Here is a 17,264-nt window from a genome sequence, read left to right as displayed (position 1 = left end):
AACGCAAGAATAATCATTCGTTGACGCTTGATAATATCAACTAAATAGGTTAATAATAGAGGTAGCAACTTGTCATCTTCCTTTCTTTTGGGGAAATAGTGCGGTGTCGTTATCATCACTATTGACCAAAAATTGGGGGGTGGCAAGTTGTTTTTGTCGTTAACCCCGTTAAATCAACGAAAAAATACAAAATTGAACGTCTGGCAGAGCTAAACTTTGACAGTACGATGAAACATTAGGGGAGACTGCTATGGACAACAAAGAAAAACAAAGAATTTTAATCATTGAAGATGAAAAAAATCTGGCGCGTTTCATCGAGCTTGAGTTAAAACACGAAGGCTACGAAACGGAAATTTGCTACAACGGCAGAGCTGGCCTTGAAGCTGCCATGAATCAGGACTGGGATGTCATCCTTTTGGATCTGATGCTTCCTGAATTGAACGGCATCGAAGTTTGCCGTCGTTTGCGTCCGGTCAAAGATACGCCAATCATCATCATGACCGCCCGCGACTCCGTCATCGATCGTGTATCCGGTTTGGACCACGGAGCCGATGATTATATCGTGAAACCATTTGCCATCGAAGAGCTTTTGGCAAGGGTCCGTGCTTTATTGCGCCGCATCGACATCGAAGAAGAGCAACGCAAGGTGAAGCAAACGACCGTCACCTATCGTGATTTGACGATCGAAAAAGAAAACCGCGTCGTGCGTCGTGGCGACGAGCACATCGAATTGACCAAACGCGAATACGAATTATTGTTGATCCTGATGGAAAACATCAACGTTGTCCTTTCAAGGGATGTCTTGCTGAATAAAGTATGGGGATACAAAACAGAAGTGGAAACAAACGTAGTGGATGTATATATCCGATATCTGCGCAATAAAATCGATGTAGCCGGCCAAGAAAGTTATATCCAAACGGTTCGTGGCACCGGATACGTCATGCGCTCATAATACTATGCGCAGAATCAATTATATGCCAACCAAAAAAAGAGGAAATCCCAAGTCCATTCGGTGGAAATGGGGTTTTCTTTTAAGTATCGCTTTCTTCCTGCTGTACTTTCTGTCCGCTTTGCTGATGCTGAATGTCTATACAGGCTATCAATACGACGAACAAAGAGATGAGGCCGAGAATCTTCTCTACTCGGTCCAAACGTCCTTATCTGAAATTGACACGAAGCTGTCCGTCAACAGTGTCGAAAGCATGTTCGAGAAAATTTCTGTTTCCACCGTGACGAAAGGCCTCCAGTCTGTCGGTAATTATCCGTTTCTGGAGGATCTCAAGAATAGAGGGGTGAACATACGCGTATTTGATACGGAGGGACAGCTACTCTATGAAACACAGAAGAGCTATACGACATTCATCAAAAATCCCGAAACTTATTTACGCGAGACGAAGCTGAACAATCTTGAAGCGTTTGTCGCAGGCGGGCCGATTCTGAGTAAGGAAAAGTCCTTTCTCTTGGGATATGTGCAGATTGTTTTTCGATTGAATGATTATCATAGTGTGGTCTCGCAGATGAAGCAGTATTTCTGGATAGTGACGGCGATTGTGCTCGTTCTGTCAGCGGCTGCCGGCTACGGAATCGCCATTTACTTCTTCAGGCCGATCAAACAGATGGTCGACACGATGGATGCGATCGAAGAGGATACATTGTCAGAGACCCGTATTAAAATATCAAAAAGCAAGGATGAATTTACCGATCTTTCTGTCCATATAAACGGTCTCTTGGACAAGATGGCGCTGTATGTTACTCAGCAAAAGCAGTTTGTGGAGGATGTCTCGCATGAGCTGCGCACCCCTACGGCTATTGTTGAGGGCCATCTGAAATTACTGAACCGTTGGGGCAAGGAAGACCCGCAAATCCTGGATGAATCCCTTGCCGCCTCCTTGACTGAAATCCAGAGAATGAAGACTTTGGTCCAGGAGATGCTTGACCTTTCAAGAGCGGAACAAGTAGAAATCCACTATAAAAATGAAGTTACGCCGATCCGGAATGTCGTGCTGCATACGTTCCACAACTTTAAGATGCTGTATCCGGATTTTGTTTTCAATCTGGATGATGATTTGAATCGCGAGATTTACGTGAATATCTATCGCAACCATTTTGAGCAGATACTGGTGATATTGATGGACAATGCCGTTAAATATTCGACCGACCGGCATGAAATCCATCTTTCGATTTCCGAATCCATGTCCTACGTCCAGATTGCTATCCAAGATTTTGGCGAGGGGATGTCCCAGGAAGATCAGCAAAAGATTTTTTCGCGTTTTTATCGTGTCGATAAAGCCAGGTCTCGGAATAAAGGTGGAAACGGCTTGGGCTTGTCGATTGCAAAAGAATTATTGGAAGGCTATAAAGGCGATATCACTGTCGAAAGCGTATTGGGCCATGGATCTGTTTTCCGAATCCAATTGCCGATTCTGAAGAATTATGTACCGGAAGAGGAGCTGTAGACGTTGGATAGTAAAACATTTGCCTCGTGCCAAAAATAAACGACAAAAAAGCAGGAAGCCAGCTCATGTGTGAGCCGCTTCCTGCTTTTCTTTTATAGTTGTGCAGTGCTTAAGATCTGGTCTGCTTGCCTGCGTTGCGACCTTTTTTGCCACCAGTTTGTTGATTCTTAGCCGGCAGAGCCTTAACAGATTGCGTTGAGGTTGACTGTGAGGCTGGTTTGGCCATCTTCACATTCTTCTTGATTGGACGATCTTTCATTTCTTCTTCGACTTGCTTCTGGATTTTAGGTTTGATCATGTGATTCTGAAGCGCAGTCTGGCCTGCAGCGAAAATACCGCCAGCTAACCAATAAAGAGCCAATCCTGCTGGTGAAGACCATGAGAACATGAGAATCATGATCGGATTCATCAACATCATTGATTTCATCTGTGACTTGGTTTCCTGAGGCATGCCGATTGTGGAAACGTAGCCTTGGATCACATAGGCCACACCCGCCAGGATTGCCAACAACGGACTGCTGACACCAAGGTTGATGCCAAGGAATGTGCTTTGGGAGATTTCCGGCGTCAGGTTGACGGCCTGATACATAGCTGTAAAAATCGGCATCTGGATAAGAATCGGCAAGCAACCAACGCCGCCTGTCATGCTGATGTTGTTTTCCTTGTACAACGCCATCATTTCCTGCGAAACCGCCGCTTTTTCTTCAGGCGATTGTGCATTTTTTTGACGGAATTGGATATCTTCCAATTCTGGTTTGATATACTTCATTTTCTCTTGTTGTACCATCGTTTTTTTGATTTGGCTAAAGTTCAAGGGCATGATGGCCAAGCGGACAATGATTGTGATGGCGATGATGGCCAGCCCATAATTGCCGTTAAGCATTTCTGCCAGCATAACGATCAAATTGCCTGTAGGTACTACCAAATAGTCGTAAATGAAGCCGGTTGGATTTTTATTCTCATCATATTGCATGCAGCCTGTCAGGACCACTAATAAGGCCATCATTTCTGCGGAAAGCAATAATTTCTTTTTAAGTTTCATCGTTCACGTTCCTTTACAATTTTTCGATAACATTACCACTATACCTGAAGGGGGAAATATATTCAATTGGTTACGCGAAAACTTATGTAATTCTCAATGTTGGCGTCTTCAAGTATGGAGCAGCTATCTACTTTGCCGCTTGGCGAGGGACTGCGTTTGACTGCCGCGATGAAGGTATCGATCTTATCGCCAGGTCCGACAGCTTCGATATAGACGCTTCCGTCGGCCTCGTTCCTGACGATGCCGGTAATGCCGATCTGGTCAGCCACCATTTTTGTCATGTAACGGAACCCGACGCCCTGTACCCGACCGTTTACGGTCATCTTGATTTTTTTCATTCAGATTACCTCCAGATTCTAGGATAAGCATACGGTGCAACTTATAATTTCAGTTTACCGTCTTCGCCAAGAAGTTTCAATCACGATACCTTGCGCGGGAATTTTTTTTCGAGCTGTGCTATACTTTTTGCAACAAAGAAGGTGATAGCGTGTACCAGGTGATACGGACTGAGGGAGAATATGAGCCTTGGTGGTTTTTTGAAGACTGGATGGATTTCATTGTGGAATCGACAGACTACGCCGATTTCCAGGAGGCAGTCGCTGCCTATGAGCGGGCTGCGGAAAAATTATCGGTCGTCTACCCATTCCAAAAAACAAAAGAAACCTACCTGACTGCCTACTGGTCAGACGGAGAAATCCGTTTTTGTGAAAATTGCGATGACGATGTGCAACTATATCATGGACTGATGCTTCTGCAGGATGGGAAAAAACTTCTTCAAGAATGATCGACCAAATTCCAAAAAGCTTCTGTTGCCCGCATTGACGGAAAACAGAAGCTTTTTGTCCGCGTGGATTGATTAAAAAATAGCCTCGAAAAGGGTTCATTTTGTAGTATAATGAACCGATACGTGTAATCAAACGAACAATCTATGGACCGCTGTTTTATGCAAACGGGCAGTGGTTTTGAGTAAAGATAAAAAAGGAGTTGGCATGTTTGGCGAAACGAACGACGACAACAAGAAAGAAAAAGAAGGCCACCGGGCAAAAGATATCTTACGAGCTCATCGGCGTGCTGTTTCTTTTTAGTGCAGCCTTAGGGATCGGGCAACTCGGTTTTGCCGGTATAGCGCTGGCGAATTTTTTCCGTTTTTTTGTCGGTGAAACCTATCCGGTCAGCTTGGCGCTCTTCGGTGCCTATGGTCTGTACCTGATTTTGAGAGGGAAAGAACCAAAAATAAGAAAGAACTGGCTGATCAGTGGCATCCTGCTTTATTCAGCAGCGCTGCTTTATCTCCATTCACAGGCTTTTATGACAGTCGTTGCGGAGGGCGCGTCGGTCGTGTCCCTTACGCTTGCACGTTTTTTGACCGATGTCAGGCAAGCTGATACGGCTTCGGAGATGGGCGGAGGCTTAATCGGGGCAGCCTTTTATAGCGGAACCTATTTTTTGGTTTCACAATGGGGCACCTACATCATTATCGGCCTGCTTGTATTTTTTGGTGTGGCGGTCCTTTTCGGCTTTACGACGCATGATGTCATGGAAATTGTGCGCAAAGTTGCTTTGATCTTCGGCCACAACAGCAAACGAGCGGTGCTTTACACGAAAGATAAAGTGGCCAGTTCGATCATCGATTCGAAAACAGTGAAGAAACCGACAAGATCAAATAGTGTTCCGGTCGACAAGAAGCCTTCGATAGTCGAAAAAGCCAAAAATCAGATCAAAAGCGAATCGGCCGCGAAGCAATTGATGAAGGAAGAAGCGGAAGCTCTGAAAGCTTCAGAAAAGGAAACACTCTCCGCGAAAGAACACGAACCCGTTCAGCTGAAAATCGACAGTTTCCAGCAGCAACTTGAAAAAGCAGCCGAACACAAACATGCGGATAATGAAAAGAGCGCGTCCTCCCAGCAGGCTAGTCTGGCAAAGACCACGGCTGCTGGCGGTGAGGAAGACAACAATAGTGAGTTGGAGTTTGAAATCACTGCCGAGCAGGAGAATAGGGATTACCATTTGCCACCGGTCACCCTGTTGAATGAAATCAAGGCAATCGATCAATCGAATGAGTATGCGACAATCGAAAAAAATGTCAAAAAGCTGGAAGAGACGTTCGCGAGTTTCGGGGTAGAGGCCAAAGTCACCAAAGCGAACCTGGGGCCTGCCGTGACCAAATATGAAATCCAACCAGCTGTAGGGGTGAAAGTCAGCAAAATTGTAAGCCTCAGTGATGATTTGGCTTTAGCTTTGGCAGCAAAAGATATCCGTATCGAAGCGCCGATACCCGGAAAATCCTTCATTGGTATAGAAGTACCGAACAGTGAGGTCAGCGTCGTCTCCTTCCGTGATGTCATGGAAGGTCAGAAGCACACCGATAAGCTGTTGGAAGTACCATTAGGCCGGGATATCTCGGGCGTCGTACAAAGTGCGAATCTGACGAAGATGCCCCATCTGCTGATTGCGGGTGCGACCGGAAGCGGAAAATCCGTCTGCATCAATGGCATCATCACAAGCATATTGATGAAAGCCAAGCCAAACGAAGTGAAGATGATGATGATTGATCCGAAAATGGTCGAACTGAATGTCTATAACGGAATTCCTCATTTGCTGACACCAGTTGTCACAAATCCGCGCAAAGCGGCTCAAGCGCTCCATAAAGTTGTGACCGAAATGGAACGAAGATATGAACTATTCGCCGGTACTGGTATGCGCAACATCGACGGATACAACGATCTGATTGTCGAATATAATTTAGAAAACGGAGAAAATAATCCCACATTGCCATATATAGTGGTCATCGTGGATGAATTAGCCGATTTGATGATGGTAGCAAGTAATGAGGTTGAAGATGCGATCACCCGATTGGCTCAGATGGCGCGAGCGGCGGGAATCCATATGATTTTGGCTACGCAACGACCAAGTGTCGATGTCATCACCGGGATCATCAAAGCAAACGTTCCTTCCCGGATCGCATTTGCCGTGTCCAGTTCTATTGATTCGAGAACGATAATCGATGGCTCCGGGGCAGAGAAATTATTGGGCAGAGGCGATATGCTCTTCCGTCCGATGGGGGAAAATAAACCGATTCGTGTGCAAGGGGCGTTCATATCCGACGAAGAAGTGGAGCACATTGTCACTTTCGTCAAAAATCAGCAAGAAGCAAACTATGTCGAGGAAATGATGCCGACTGAAACGGTGGCAACTGCAAGCGATGAACCGGAAGATGACCTCTTCGGGGAAGCGGTAGAATTCATCAGATTGGACGAAACGGCAAGCATATCCAAATTGCAACGGAGGTTCCGGATCGGTTATAATCGTGCAGCGCGGCTGATCGACGAGATGGAAGCGAGAGGGATTGTCGGGCCGGCCGATGGAAGCAAGCCCAGAAAAGTGAACATTAATGAAAATATATATGAAAATGATGCGGATTTACCCTATGATTCTGAGGTTTAACCCAGACCATACCTACAAATATATGGATATTAAATGAAAAAACGATTACAAAACAAATCAATATCGTTTATTTTTTAGAGAATACATGCTATGATATTTTTTGTAAGAAGCTTGTACTTACAAGTTCAAAAATTTGAAGTTTATTGGAGGGGTCATGGTGAAGAAACAAAAATATGTTAGTTTATTGGCATTGGGTTTAGGTGTCAGCACAATCCTGGCAGCTTGTGGCGGAAACGGCGACACGGCTGACAGCAGTGCAACAAGTTCCAGCACCGCAGGGGGAGCGGAAGATAACTTCACTGTCGCAATGGTTACCGACATCGGCGGTGTGGATGACAAATCATTCAACCAAAGTGCATGGGAAGGCCTTGTTGCCTGGGGCGAAGAGAACAGCAAAGAAAAAGGGATTGATGGATACGATTATATCCAATCAAATGCCGATTCGGAATTTGTGACGAACTTGAACACTGCCGTGAACAGTAATTTTGATCTTGTGTTTGGTATCGGTTATAAGTTGAAATCAGCGATGCAGGATGTGGCAACCCAGAATCCTGATACTTTGTTCGCCATCATCGATGATGTCATTGAAGGCGAAAACACAGTATCTATATCATTTAAAGACAATGAAGCTGCTTTCTTGGCGGGTGTTGCCGCTGCAAAGACAACCAAAACCAATCAATTAGGCTTTATCGGCGGACAAGAGAGCGCAGTAATCGATCGCTTTGAAGCTGGATTCGTAGCGGGTGCCAAGTCCGTAAATCCTGAAATAGATGTGAAAGTTGAATATGTCGGCTCGTTCGGCGATGCTGCAGGCGGGAAATCAAAAGCTGCGGCAATGTACGCGAGCGGAATCGATGTCATTTATCAAGCTGCCGGAGATTCCGGAAATGGCGTGTTCTCAGAAGCTAAAGACATTGTAAAAGCTGATCCTTCAAAAGAAATTTGGGTAATCGGTGTTGACCGTGACCAAACAGAAGAAGGTTTGTTGACTCTTGATGACGGCACTGAAAGAAACCTTACTTTGACTTCAACGTTGAAGGGTGTAGGCACTGCAGCTAAGGATATCGCTACATTAACGATGAATGATGAATTCCCGGCAGGAGAAGTATTGAATTTCGGTTTGGCTGAAGAAGGCGTTGACCTCACTGATGGCCAATTGGGTGAAGAAGCTTTGACTGCAGTCGAAGATGCTAAATCACAAATTCTGGATGGAACACTTACTGTTCCGGAAGCTCCAGAAAACTAATCACTTTTAAAATCTTTAAAGAAGCAACTTGATTCCGGTTAAGGATATTGAGTTGCTTCTCTTTTTTCGGTCATAGACCGCTTATTAAAGAGCGTTCCTCAAAGGAAACAAATGTTTATCTTTCGTGATAAACAAAAGTGGATAGGATTTTGGAAATACCTTATAATAGTCGTGAAAGGGTGTTTTAAGGCATTATCTTTTATAAGGGTGTCTCACTGCTGTATGAAGGAATGCATGCATTCAATATTAGTAAGGGGTGGAATCAGCATGGCAGAAGAAAATTATGTCATTGAGATGATTGGCGTAACAAAAGCTTTTGGCAATTATAAAGCAAATGATGATATATTTCTCAGTTTGAAAAAAGGTGAAATTCACGCTTTGTTAGGTGAAAATGGCGCGGGCAAGTCAACCTTGATGAATATTCTCTCTGGCCTTTTGGAGCCGACCAGTGGAGCGATCAAAGTCAAAGGGCAAGAAGTCAAAATCAGTTCCCCTGGTGTTGCCGATAAATTAGGTATCGGAATGGTGCATCAACATTTTATGTTGGTCAAGGACTTCACGGTTACGGAGAACATTATTCTAGGCAGCGAACCGAGTCGACTCGGCGTTTTAAATAAAAAGGCAGCTGCTGGCGTGATTGAAGATCTGTCCAACAGGTACCGCTTGGCAGTCAATCCGTCCGCAAAAGTCGAAGATACTACTGTCGGGATGCAACAAAGGATCGAAATTCTGAAAACTTTGTACCGTGGGGCGGATGTCCTCATTTTTGATGAACCAACAGCCGTGTTGACACCCCAAGAAATCGATGAATTGATGTCGATTATGAGGGAATTGACGAAAGAAGGTAAGTCAATCATCCTGATCACGCATAAACTGGATGAAATCAAAGCCGTTGCCGATCGTTGCACGGTTATCCGCAAAGGCAAGAGCATTGGTACTGTCGATGTGAAACAGACTTCCCAACAAGAGTTGGCGGATATGATGGTAGGGCGTTCCGTTCTCTTCCGCACAGTCAAAAAGCCTTCGCAGCCGAAACAAGCTGTTTTGGAAATTGAAGGATTGACGGTTAAAGAGAGCCGTGGTCTGGAAGCAGTACGCAATTTGAACCTTACAGTACGGGCCGGTGAAATCGTTGGAATCGCCGGAATCGATGGGAACGGTCAGAGCGAATTGATTCAAGCCATCACAGGCCTTAGAAAAGCTGAGAGTGGAACCGTCAAGCTGAATGGCGAACCCATCACGAACTTGGCTCCACGTAAAATCACCGAGGCCGGGCTGGGGCATATTCCTGAGGACCGACAAAAGTTCGGCCTGATTCTCCCGATGCGTCTGGATGAGAACATCGCCTTGCAGACTTATTATCAGGAGCCTTACAGCAAAAACAGCTTTCTCAACGATAAAGCAATCGAAAACCATGCCATTGAACTGATCAAAGAGTTTGATGTGCGGACCCAAAGTGAAAAATCTACGGCAAGCTCATTATCCGGCGGGAACCAACAAAAGGCGATCATCGCCAGGGAAGTCGATCGGAATCCTTCGTTACTGATCGCAGCCCAACCGACCCGGGGATTGGATGTGGGCGCAATCGAATTTATCCATAAACGTTTGATCGAGCAGCGGGATAAAGATAAGGCAATCCTACTGATGAGCTTCGAATTGGATGAAATCTTGAATCTCTCCGATATCATCGCCGTGATGTTTGAAGGTGAAATTGTGGCCTACGTCAAGCCGGAGGAAACTTCCGAACAAGAACTCGGGCTATTGATGGCCGGCTCTTCTTTGGAAAAAGCACGGGAAGATTTAGAAAAAAACAAGGACGAGGAGGGAAGTCTTCATGAATAATCAACAAGGAGCCACTCGCATCCAAGGGATTATCGTACCTTTACTTTCAGTCATATTAGGTCTGGTAATCGGGGCAATCGTCATGTGGTCTTTCGGTTACGATGCCATCGCAGGCTATTCAGCCATGCTGAAGGGTGCATTCGGATCGCCGTTTTACATAGGAGAATTACTGCGTGAAGCTACTCCTTTGATTCTGGTCGCATTAGGTTTTGCTGTTGCCAACACAGCCGGGTTCTTCAACATCGGTGTGGCAGGTCAAACTTTGTTTGGCTGGTTGGCATCCGTCAGCGTCGCCCAAATATTACCTGATTTGCCTAAAATGATCTTGTTGCCGTTGTGTATTTTAGCTGGCGTTGCAGCTGGAGCTATATGGGCGGGCATTGCCGGAGTCTTACGTGCCTATTTCAACACTAGTGAAGTAATAGTCACCATCATGCTCAATCATACGGCTTTATACATCAATAACCACATCGTGAGGAATGTTTTGACGGATTCCGGTGACTCTACAGCCAGAATCACAGAAAATGCCAGTCTGAGAGTACCGTTCTTGTCGGAACTGACCCGCAATTCGACACTGCATGCCGGTATCTTCATTGCTCTCATCATGATTGCGGTGGTATGGGTGTTGATGAAGAAAACAACATATGGTTTTGAATTCCGTTCAGTAGGATTGAATCCTGATGCGGCTGATTACGCAGGGATGAATGCCAAAAAGAACATCATTTTGGCCATGCTAATCAGCGGCGGATTGGCCGGTTTAGGAGGAGCAATGGAAGGGTTGGGAAATTTCCAGAACATGTTTGTTCAAGGAGCAATGCCGGCCGTCGGATTCGATGGCATGGCAGTAGCCTTATTGGGAATCGGTAGCCCGATTGGAATCCTTTTTGCTGCACTTCTGTTCAGTACCTTGAAAATTGGCGGAACCAGCATGCCGCTAATGTCCGGAGTGCCGGTAGAGATTGTCGATATTGTGATAGCATCGATCATCTTCTTCGTCGGCGCGAGCTATATCATCCGACTATTGGTCAACAAACTGCCCAAAGTCAATAAAAAGGAGGTGGCGTGAGATGGATTTGCTAGCGGTTCTATCTATTATCGTATCTTCGGCCTTGATCTACTCAGCGCCTTTAATTTTCACCGGCCTTGGCGGAACTTTCTCAGAACGGAGTGGTATCGTCAACGTGGGTTTGGAAGGCACGATGGTAATGGGGGCATTTTCGGCCATCGTCTTTAATCTGAACTATGCCGACAATCTTGGCAAAATGACCCCTTGGATTGCGTTGTTGGTGGCTGGGACAGTCGGCATCTTCTTTTCGATCATTCATGCAGTTGCCACCATCAACTTAAGAGCGAACCATATCGTTTCCGGAACCGTCATCAATATGCTTGCCCCTGCTTTGGCGGTGTTTTTGACTAAGGTTCTTTATGAAGGAAAAGGACAAACAGCCTTCATCGTCCAAAATTTCGGAAAGACAAGTTTTCCTGTTTTGAAGGATATCCCGATCATCGGGCAGATATTTTTCACGAACACATCTGCTCCAGCCTATGCAGCGATCGCAACAGCGCTTGTCTGTTACTTCATCATCTTCAAGACGACTTTCGGATTGCGTCTGCGTTCAGTCGGTGAACACCCACAAGCGGCAGATACATTGGGAATCAATGTCTACGTGATGCGCTACGCCGGCGTGTTGATTTCTGGCTTTTTGGGTGGCGTGGGCGGCGCCATTGTCTCCCAGTCGATCAGCTTGAACTTTTCCGGATCCACAATTGCCGGTCAAGGATTCATTGCTATGGCAGCCATGATTTTCGGTAAATGGAATCCTATCGGAGTGATGGGCGCAGCGATTTTCTTTGGTTTTGCCCAGAGTTTGGGAGTCATCGGCAGTTATATTCCGGTCATCCAGAATATCCCTTCCGTCTATCTCCAGATTGCACCTTACGTCATCACGATCATTGTGCTTGTAGGTTTTATCGGCAAATCAAGAGGCCCGGCCGCTAATGGTACGACTTACATCAAATCAAAGTAATCTCTGAAAGTGAGAAGGGTTGGCTCATCGAGCCAGCCTTTTCTTTTTGCGCCAATCCGGGGAGTTGATCAAGGCTAGCTTAATTGAAAAAAAGTCTGAATTAGAGTATAGTTTTCCCTATCGACAAATAAAATAGCTTACAGGACGTGAAATGGATGGAATATAAATTAAAGCAAGGCGTTACGGTCTACATCGAGCCTTCCGACAAATACAAAACCGTATTGATCCAATACAAATTCAGGACGATCTTCAGTGGTAAGACTGCGACAGAACGTTCTTTGGTGAAGAATATGCTGGAAACGAACAGTAAACAGTATCCAAGTCAAAATGAGATGGATTTGAAAATGGCCAGCCTTTATGGGGCGACGCTGCATACACAATCACAGCGCTTCGGCAAGCAGCATGTCGTGACGATGAGCCTGTCCGTCGTCAATGACAAATTCATCGGGGGCGACGATACACTTTTGGAAGAGGCGTTTGCTTTTCTGGAGGAAATCATCTATGGACCCAATGCCAAGGATGGTAAGTTCCATGAGAAGACTTTTCTGAGGGAAAAGGAAAACCTGAATAATTATTTCGAGTCTCTGATCGAAGACAAGTCAGCTTATGCGCGTATGCGCTTGAACCAAGAGCTGTTCGCAGGGACGGATCAAGCCTATCAAGGTATCGGTGATGCCAGTTTCCTTGAGGATATCACTGCGGCCAGTCTGTTTGAATGCTACGAAGAGATGATTGGATCGAATCAACTGGATATCCTTGTTTCTGGAGACGTCGCGCCGGAACGGGTATTGAATATACTGGCTGGACAGAATTTTTCCGACAGAAAAGAGATCGAAAAAGAGGTGTTCTGTTTCCGCGAAAAGAACACGGAACCCGTCATTTCGAGCGAAGCCCAGGATATCAATCAGGGCAAGCTGTTTTTCGGCTTCTCTTCACCTGTTTATTACATGAATGATCATTATTTTGCCGGTCTGGTTTTTGATGGCTTGTTTGGGGGATTTCCGCATTCCAAACTGTTCCAGAATGTCCGGGAAAAAGAAAGTTTAGCTTACTCGGCTTCAAGCGGCTTGGATTTTCTGCGTGGGATCATGACTGTCGGTACCGGTATTGAGTTCGATAAACGAGAGCAAGTTGAAGAAATTGTTTTGGCACAATTGAAGGATATGCAAGCGGGCGATTTCTCGGATGCATTGATCGCCCAAACGAAAAGCATGCTGATCAACCACTACAAACAAAATGATGATTATCAGGGCAGAAGCTTGGCGAAACAGTACCAGGATATCCTCATCATCGAAAACCCGCTTTCGCAGGAGCAATGGATTGCCGGTTTGAATGCGGTGACGAAGGAACAGATCGTTGCTGTTGCGGATAAAATGACTTTGCAAGCGATATTTTTCTTGAAAGGCGAGGCTGAAAATGAATAAAGTACACTACGAGGCTCTTAACGAAACAGTCTATACGGAAGTTTTGGATAATGGATTACAGGTGGTTCTGATTCCAAAAAATAAATATTCAAAAACTTATGGTATCTTCACAACCGATTTTGGCTCGATCGATAATCAGTTTATACCGATAAACGGAGATAAGGAAATCAAAATTCCGGACGGTATCGCACATTTCCTTGAGCATAAACTGTTCGAAGGTGAAGTACATGATGCTTTTGAAGACTTCGCTAAGTATGGCGCTTCAGCGAATGCTTTCACTTCATTCACGCGGACAAGTTATCTCTTTTCGGCCACGGATAATATCACAGAAAATACGAACAGCCTGCTTGATTTCGTGCAAGACCCGCATTTCACGGCAGAAGGCACTGAAAAGGAAAAAGGGATCATCGCCCAGGAAATCCGCATGTATGAGGATAATCCGGGATGGCAACTTTTTTACGGTCTGCTCCGTAATCTGTATCCCGAACATCCGCTTTCCGTCGATATAGCCGGAACGGTGGACAGCATCCAAGCAATTACGCCGGAATTGCTCCAAATCTGTTATGACACGTTCTACCATCCATCCAATATGAACATATTGATGATCGGTAATTTCTCTCCCGAAGAAATGATGGATACGATCAAACAAAACCAAGCTGGCAAGACGTTTCTTCCGGCCAAACCGATCCAGCGCACTTTGCCGCCGGCCTCGGTCCAGGACATCATTGCGTACAAAGAAATCGAAATGGATGTGCAACGTCCGAAAGTGATGCTTGGGGTGAAAGGCTTGGATGCAGATGTTACCGGTAACCAAGCCGAAAAATACAAAATCTATGGTTCACTGTTGTTGGAATTGCTTTTCGGCCGGAGTTCCTCGCATTTTATTGAGCTCTACGACAGCGGTTTGATCGATGACAGCTTTGGCTACTCCTTCAACTTAGATCGCTCTTTCCATTTTATGGCTGTCGAATCCGACACGGAACAACCGAAGCTGCTGGAAGAAAAGCTGAAGCGGATTCTTTTGGAATGGGAAACGGATGATAACCTGACGAATGAGAAGTTTGATTTGCTGAAGAAGAGCATGATCGGAGAACAGCTACAGGCCTTCAATTCTTTGGAATATATCGCGAATCACTACAGCACCTTGCTTTTTTCTGGAGCCGAACTTTTTGAAGTCGTTCCATTGATCGAAGAAACCAGTCTGGAGGACATCCGTAGATTCGCTCAAGGGTATTTAAAAGAGCAGAGCATGAGCACTTACGTGATCGTTCAGAAGGGAGCGACGCAGCGATGAAGGCTGCTTTGGTGACCGGAGCCTCCGGTGACATCGGAACCTCCATCGCAAGGGACCTCGCAGGTTCGGGGTGGTCTTTGTACCTGCATTATCATTCTAATCAAGAAAAGATCAATCTGCTGCTGTCTGAACTTCAAACTGCCTATCCTGGGCAGGAATTTTATCCGATTTGCCTGGATTTGACCGATGAAGCTGAAGTAACAAAGCTTGCTGACCATATATTTTCGCTCCAAGCGATTGTTTTTGCACATGGCCGGACCGAATATGGCTTGCTTCAGGATATGACTTCCATGCAAATGGATGACTTGTGGGAAATGCATGTCAAGATGCCTATCCTGATCATCCAGACGCTGTACGAAAAAATCAATCGTTCCGGTAACGGCCGCATTGTCTTCATCAGCTCAATCTATGGAGAAGTCGGCAGCGGTCTGGAAGTGCTCTACAGTACCGTCAAAGGGGCGCAGATTGCATTCGTCAAAGCATACAGCAAAGAAGTCGCCTCAATGGGAGTAACAGTCAATGCCATCTGTCCGGGAGCAATCGATACGCAAATGAACACGCATCTGCAAAAAGATGAAAAAGAGGCTCTGCTTGAGGAAATCCCTTTGGGGAGGATGGGAAAACCGGATGAAATCAGTTTCTGGGTATCCCAACTTCTGAAGGATGATAGTCGCTACATGACTGGACAGGCCATTTATGTATCGGGTGGATGGCTCAGGTAATAAAGTATTGGAACTCCTAGTGAAGGAATTTTATGGTATAATATCCAGGGTAACTCGGGGATTTGCAAGTGAAGGCAGGTGAAGAAATGGTTCAAATTGGTGAAATCCTAAAAAGTGCTAGACTTTCCAAAGGGTACACATTGGATGATCTACAGCAAATGACTAAAATACAGAAGCGGTATCTGATTGCGATTGAAGAAGGCGATTACGAGATTATGCCGGGTAATTTCTATGTGCGGGCCTTCATCAAGCAATATGCGGACACCGTTGGATTGGATGGCGATCGCTTGTTGGGGGACCATGCAAGTGTGATTCCGGAAATACATGGCGGTGTTCAAGTGGAGGATTCCGGCTCATTTTCTCCCACTCGTTCCGAGACTAAACGAGCCTCAAAAAAGACGAATTTTAATTATGGAGGCTCCGTCCAGAGCCAGTTGCCGACATTATTGTTGGCTGTTGCCGTAATCGCCATCGTTCTAGTGATCTGGAAGGCTACCTTGAGCGATGACGGTGAGCAGATTCAGACCGAAGTGGCATCCATTATCAGTCAGACAACCTTGGCATCGCAAGAAACGGTTTCAAGCAACACAGAGCAGACAGACAGTGCCGTTGTCGCAGAACAAACAGCGCAGGTGACCCTGGTATCGTCCGCCGATGGTTATGCGGAATATGACATCACCAGCTTGTCGCTGCCCTCAGAGTTGAAAATCTCGGCGATGGCAGGAGGCAGTTCTTGGATCAGCGTAAGCGTAAATGGGATTGTACAAGAGCCTTCGGGCATCGTGGACAGTGAAAATCCGTTGACGGTTGCACTCCCGTTGAACACAAGCGAGATAGAAGTGGTCGTCGGCGTGATGCCGGCAACAATCATCGAACTGGATGGCGCAGTTGTTGCGATGCCAGCCGATTATCAAGAGATTCAGACCCAAACCTTATCCTTTACCGTCAAAAGTGTGGAATAAGTCAGGGTACATTAAAGGAGTTGCAGAAGTTGAATTTACCTAATAAATTGACAGCGTTGCGGATTTTGATGATTCCGCTGTTCATGATCATCACCTTGTTTCCATTCGATTGGGGTACGCTTGCGGTTGCCCAATCACAGATTGCCGTAAATCAACTGATAGGGGCAATCATTTTTGCCATCGCTAGTTTTACGGATTGGTTGGATGGTTACATCGCCAGAAGGGATGGGTTGGTCACCAACTTCGGGAAATTTGCTGATCCATTGGCGGACAAGATGCTTGTCGCCACTGCCATGATTGTGCTTGTTGGACAAGGATTGGCTCCTTCATGGGTCGTCAGCATCATCATCAGTCGGGAATTGGCGGTTACAGGCTTGCGTCTCTTGCTTGTGAAGGAAGGCGAAGTCATGGCAGCAGCCTGGCCGGGAAAAATCAAAACAGCGACGCAAATGGTAGCCATCATTTTGCTGTTCTTGGATAATTTCCCATTTCAGGCAATCGGTATCCCGGTTGCGGATATCATGCTGTATCTTTGCTTAGTTTTCACCATCTACTCAGGGGTGGATTATTTCATCAAGAATAAGCATGTTTTTGTCGGCTCCATGTAGTTTTTATTAAATTAAGAAGGGCGGGGTTGCATCAGGTTGCGATCCGAACAAAAGGAAACGTAATTCTTTTGTGCCCTTCTTTTTCTTTATCTTTCTTTATCTTGGTAAATTGTAAAATGAAATGCATAAGGAAATAAACGAAAAAATCATGTAGATACGATATACTTGTTAGCAACCAAACCAAAAGTATAAGGGGT

The 17,264-nt window shown here is 45.6% G+C and carries 15 protein-coding genes; 13 read left to right on the top strand and 2 right to left on the bottom strand.

Translation table 11 applies throughout. The features are described 5' to 3' along the window. Positions 1-250 precede the first annotated feature (250 nt). A complete protein-coding gene (locus tag BMZ71_RS12510) occupies positions 251-952 on the top strand; it encodes a response regulator transcription factor (RefSeq protein WP_086990606.1) in 702 nt (233 codons plus the stop codon). Between the two features lie 22 nt (positions 953-974). Then, positions 975-2,456 carry a sensor histidine kinase gene (locus tag BMZ71_RS12505; RefSeq protein WP_177187620.1) on the top strand — a complete coding sequence of 494 codons (1,482 nt, stop codon included), beginning with the start codon at positions 975-977 and terminating at the stop codon, positions 2,454-2,456. Positions 2,457-2,565: 109 nt separating this feature from the next. On the opposite strand, the gene yidC is transcribed toward BMZ71_RS12505, so the two are convergent. Together yidC and BMZ71_RS12495 are read right to left on the bottom strand one after the other, a co-directional pair. Further along, on the bottom strand, positions 2,566-3,498 hold the full coding sequence (gene yidC / locus BMZ71_RS12500; protein WP_086990602.1) for a membrane protein insertase YidC: 933 nt from the start codon (positions 3,496-3,498) through the stop codon (positions 2,566-2,568). Positions 3,499-3,560: 62 nt separating this feature from the next. Further along, on the bottom strand, positions 3,561-3,836 hold the full coding sequence (locus BMZ71_RS12495) for an acylphosphatase (RefSeq protein ID WP_068560552.1): 276 nt from the start codon (positions 3,834-3,836) through the stop codon (positions 3,561-3,563). Between the two features lie 149 nt (positions 3,837-3,985). On the opposite strand from BMZ71_RS12495, the gene BMZ71_RS12490 reads away from it, so the two are divergent. From BMZ71_RS12490 to pgsA, 11 genes are all read left to right on the top strand, one after another. Further along, positions 3,986-4,282 (top strand): DUF1033 family protein, encoded by a 297-nt coding sequence (locus BMZ71_RS12490; RefSeq protein ID WP_068560554.1) that lies wholly within the window; start codon positions 3,986-3,988, stop codon positions 4,280-4,282. Positions 4,283-4,491: 209 nt separating this feature from the next. Further along, positions 4,492-6,942 (top strand): FtsK/SpoIIIE family DNA translocase, encoded by a 2,451-nt coding sequence (locus BMZ71_RS12485; RefSeq protein WP_086990600.1) that lies wholly within the window; start codon positions 4,492-4,494, stop codon positions 6,940-6,942. 157 nt (positions 6,943-7,099) lie between these two features. Further along, complete coding sequence (locus BMZ71_RS12480) at positions 7,100-8,188, top strand: BMP family lipoprotein (protein WP_068560835.1); 1,089 nt, start codon at positions 7,100-7,102, stop codon at positions 8,186-8,188. A 267-nt stretch (positions 8,189-8,455) separates the two neighbouring features. Continuing rightward, on the top strand, positions 8,456-10,030 hold the full coding sequence (locus BMZ71_RS12475; protein ID WP_086990598.1) for an ABC transporter ATP-binding protein: 1,575 nt from the start codon (positions 8,456-8,458) through the stop codon (positions 10,028-10,030). Continuing rightward, complete coding sequence (locus tag BMZ71_RS12470) at positions 10,023-11,096, top strand: ABC transporter permease (RefSeq protein ID WP_086990596.1); 1,074 nt, start codon at positions 10,023-10,025, stop codon at positions 11,094-11,096. The genes BMZ71_RS12475 and BMZ71_RS12470 overlap by 8 nt, the downstream gene beginning before the upstream one ends. A 1-nt stretch (position 11,097) precedes the next feature. Continuing rightward, a complete protein-coding gene (locus tag BMZ71_RS12465; RefSeq protein ID WP_086990594.1) occupies positions 11,098-12,057 on the top strand; it encodes an ABC transporter permease in 960 nt (319 codons plus the stop codon). Positions 12,058-12,212: 155 nt separating this feature from the next. After that, entirely contained in the window at positions 12,213-13,481 is a 1,269-nt protein-coding gene (yfmF, locus tag BMZ71_RS12460) for an EF-P 5-aminopentanol modification-associated protein YfmF (RefSeq protein WP_086990592.1), read from the top strand. Then, on the top strand, positions 13,474-14,775 hold the full coding sequence (gene yfmH / locus BMZ71_RS12455) for an EF-P 5-aminopentanol modification-associated protein YfmH (RefSeq protein ID WP_086990590.1): 1,302 nt from the start codon (positions 13,474-13,476) through the stop codon (positions 14,773-14,775). The genes yfmF and yfmH overlap by 8 nt, the downstream gene beginning before the upstream one ends. After that, positions 14,772-15,497: an elongation factor P 5-aminopentanone reductase gene (gene ymfI, locus BMZ71_RS12450; protein ID WP_086990588.1), complete on the top strand. Its 726-nt coding sequence runs from the start codon at positions 14,772-14,774 to the stop codon at positions 15,495-15,497. The genes yfmH and ymfI overlap by 4 nt, the downstream gene beginning before the upstream one ends. A 68-nt stretch (positions 15,498-15,565) precedes the next feature. Then, a complete protein-coding gene (locus BMZ71_RS12445; protein ID WP_086990586.1) occupies positions 15,566-16,459 on the top strand; it encodes a helix-turn-helix domain-containing protein in 894 nt (297 codons plus the stop codon). A 29-nt stretch (positions 16,460-16,488) separates the two neighbouring features. Beyond that, positions 16,489-17,067 carry a CDP-diacylglycerol--glycerol-3-phosphate 3-phosphatidyltransferase gene (pgsA, locus tag BMZ71_RS12440; protein WP_068560573.1) on the top strand — a complete coding sequence of 193 codons (579 nt, stop codon included), beginning with the start codon at positions 16,489-16,491 and terminating at the stop codon, positions 17,065-17,067. Positions 17,068-17,264 lie beyond the last annotated feature (197 nt).

Source organism: Trichococcus flocculiformis (genome assembly GCF_900113645.1).
GTDB lineage: Bacteria > Bacillota > Bacilli > Lactobacillales > Aerococcaceae > Trichococcus > Trichococcus flocculiformis.
Note: the sequence above shows the minus strand (reverse complement) of the source record. Positions and strands in the feature narration are given on the sequence as shown.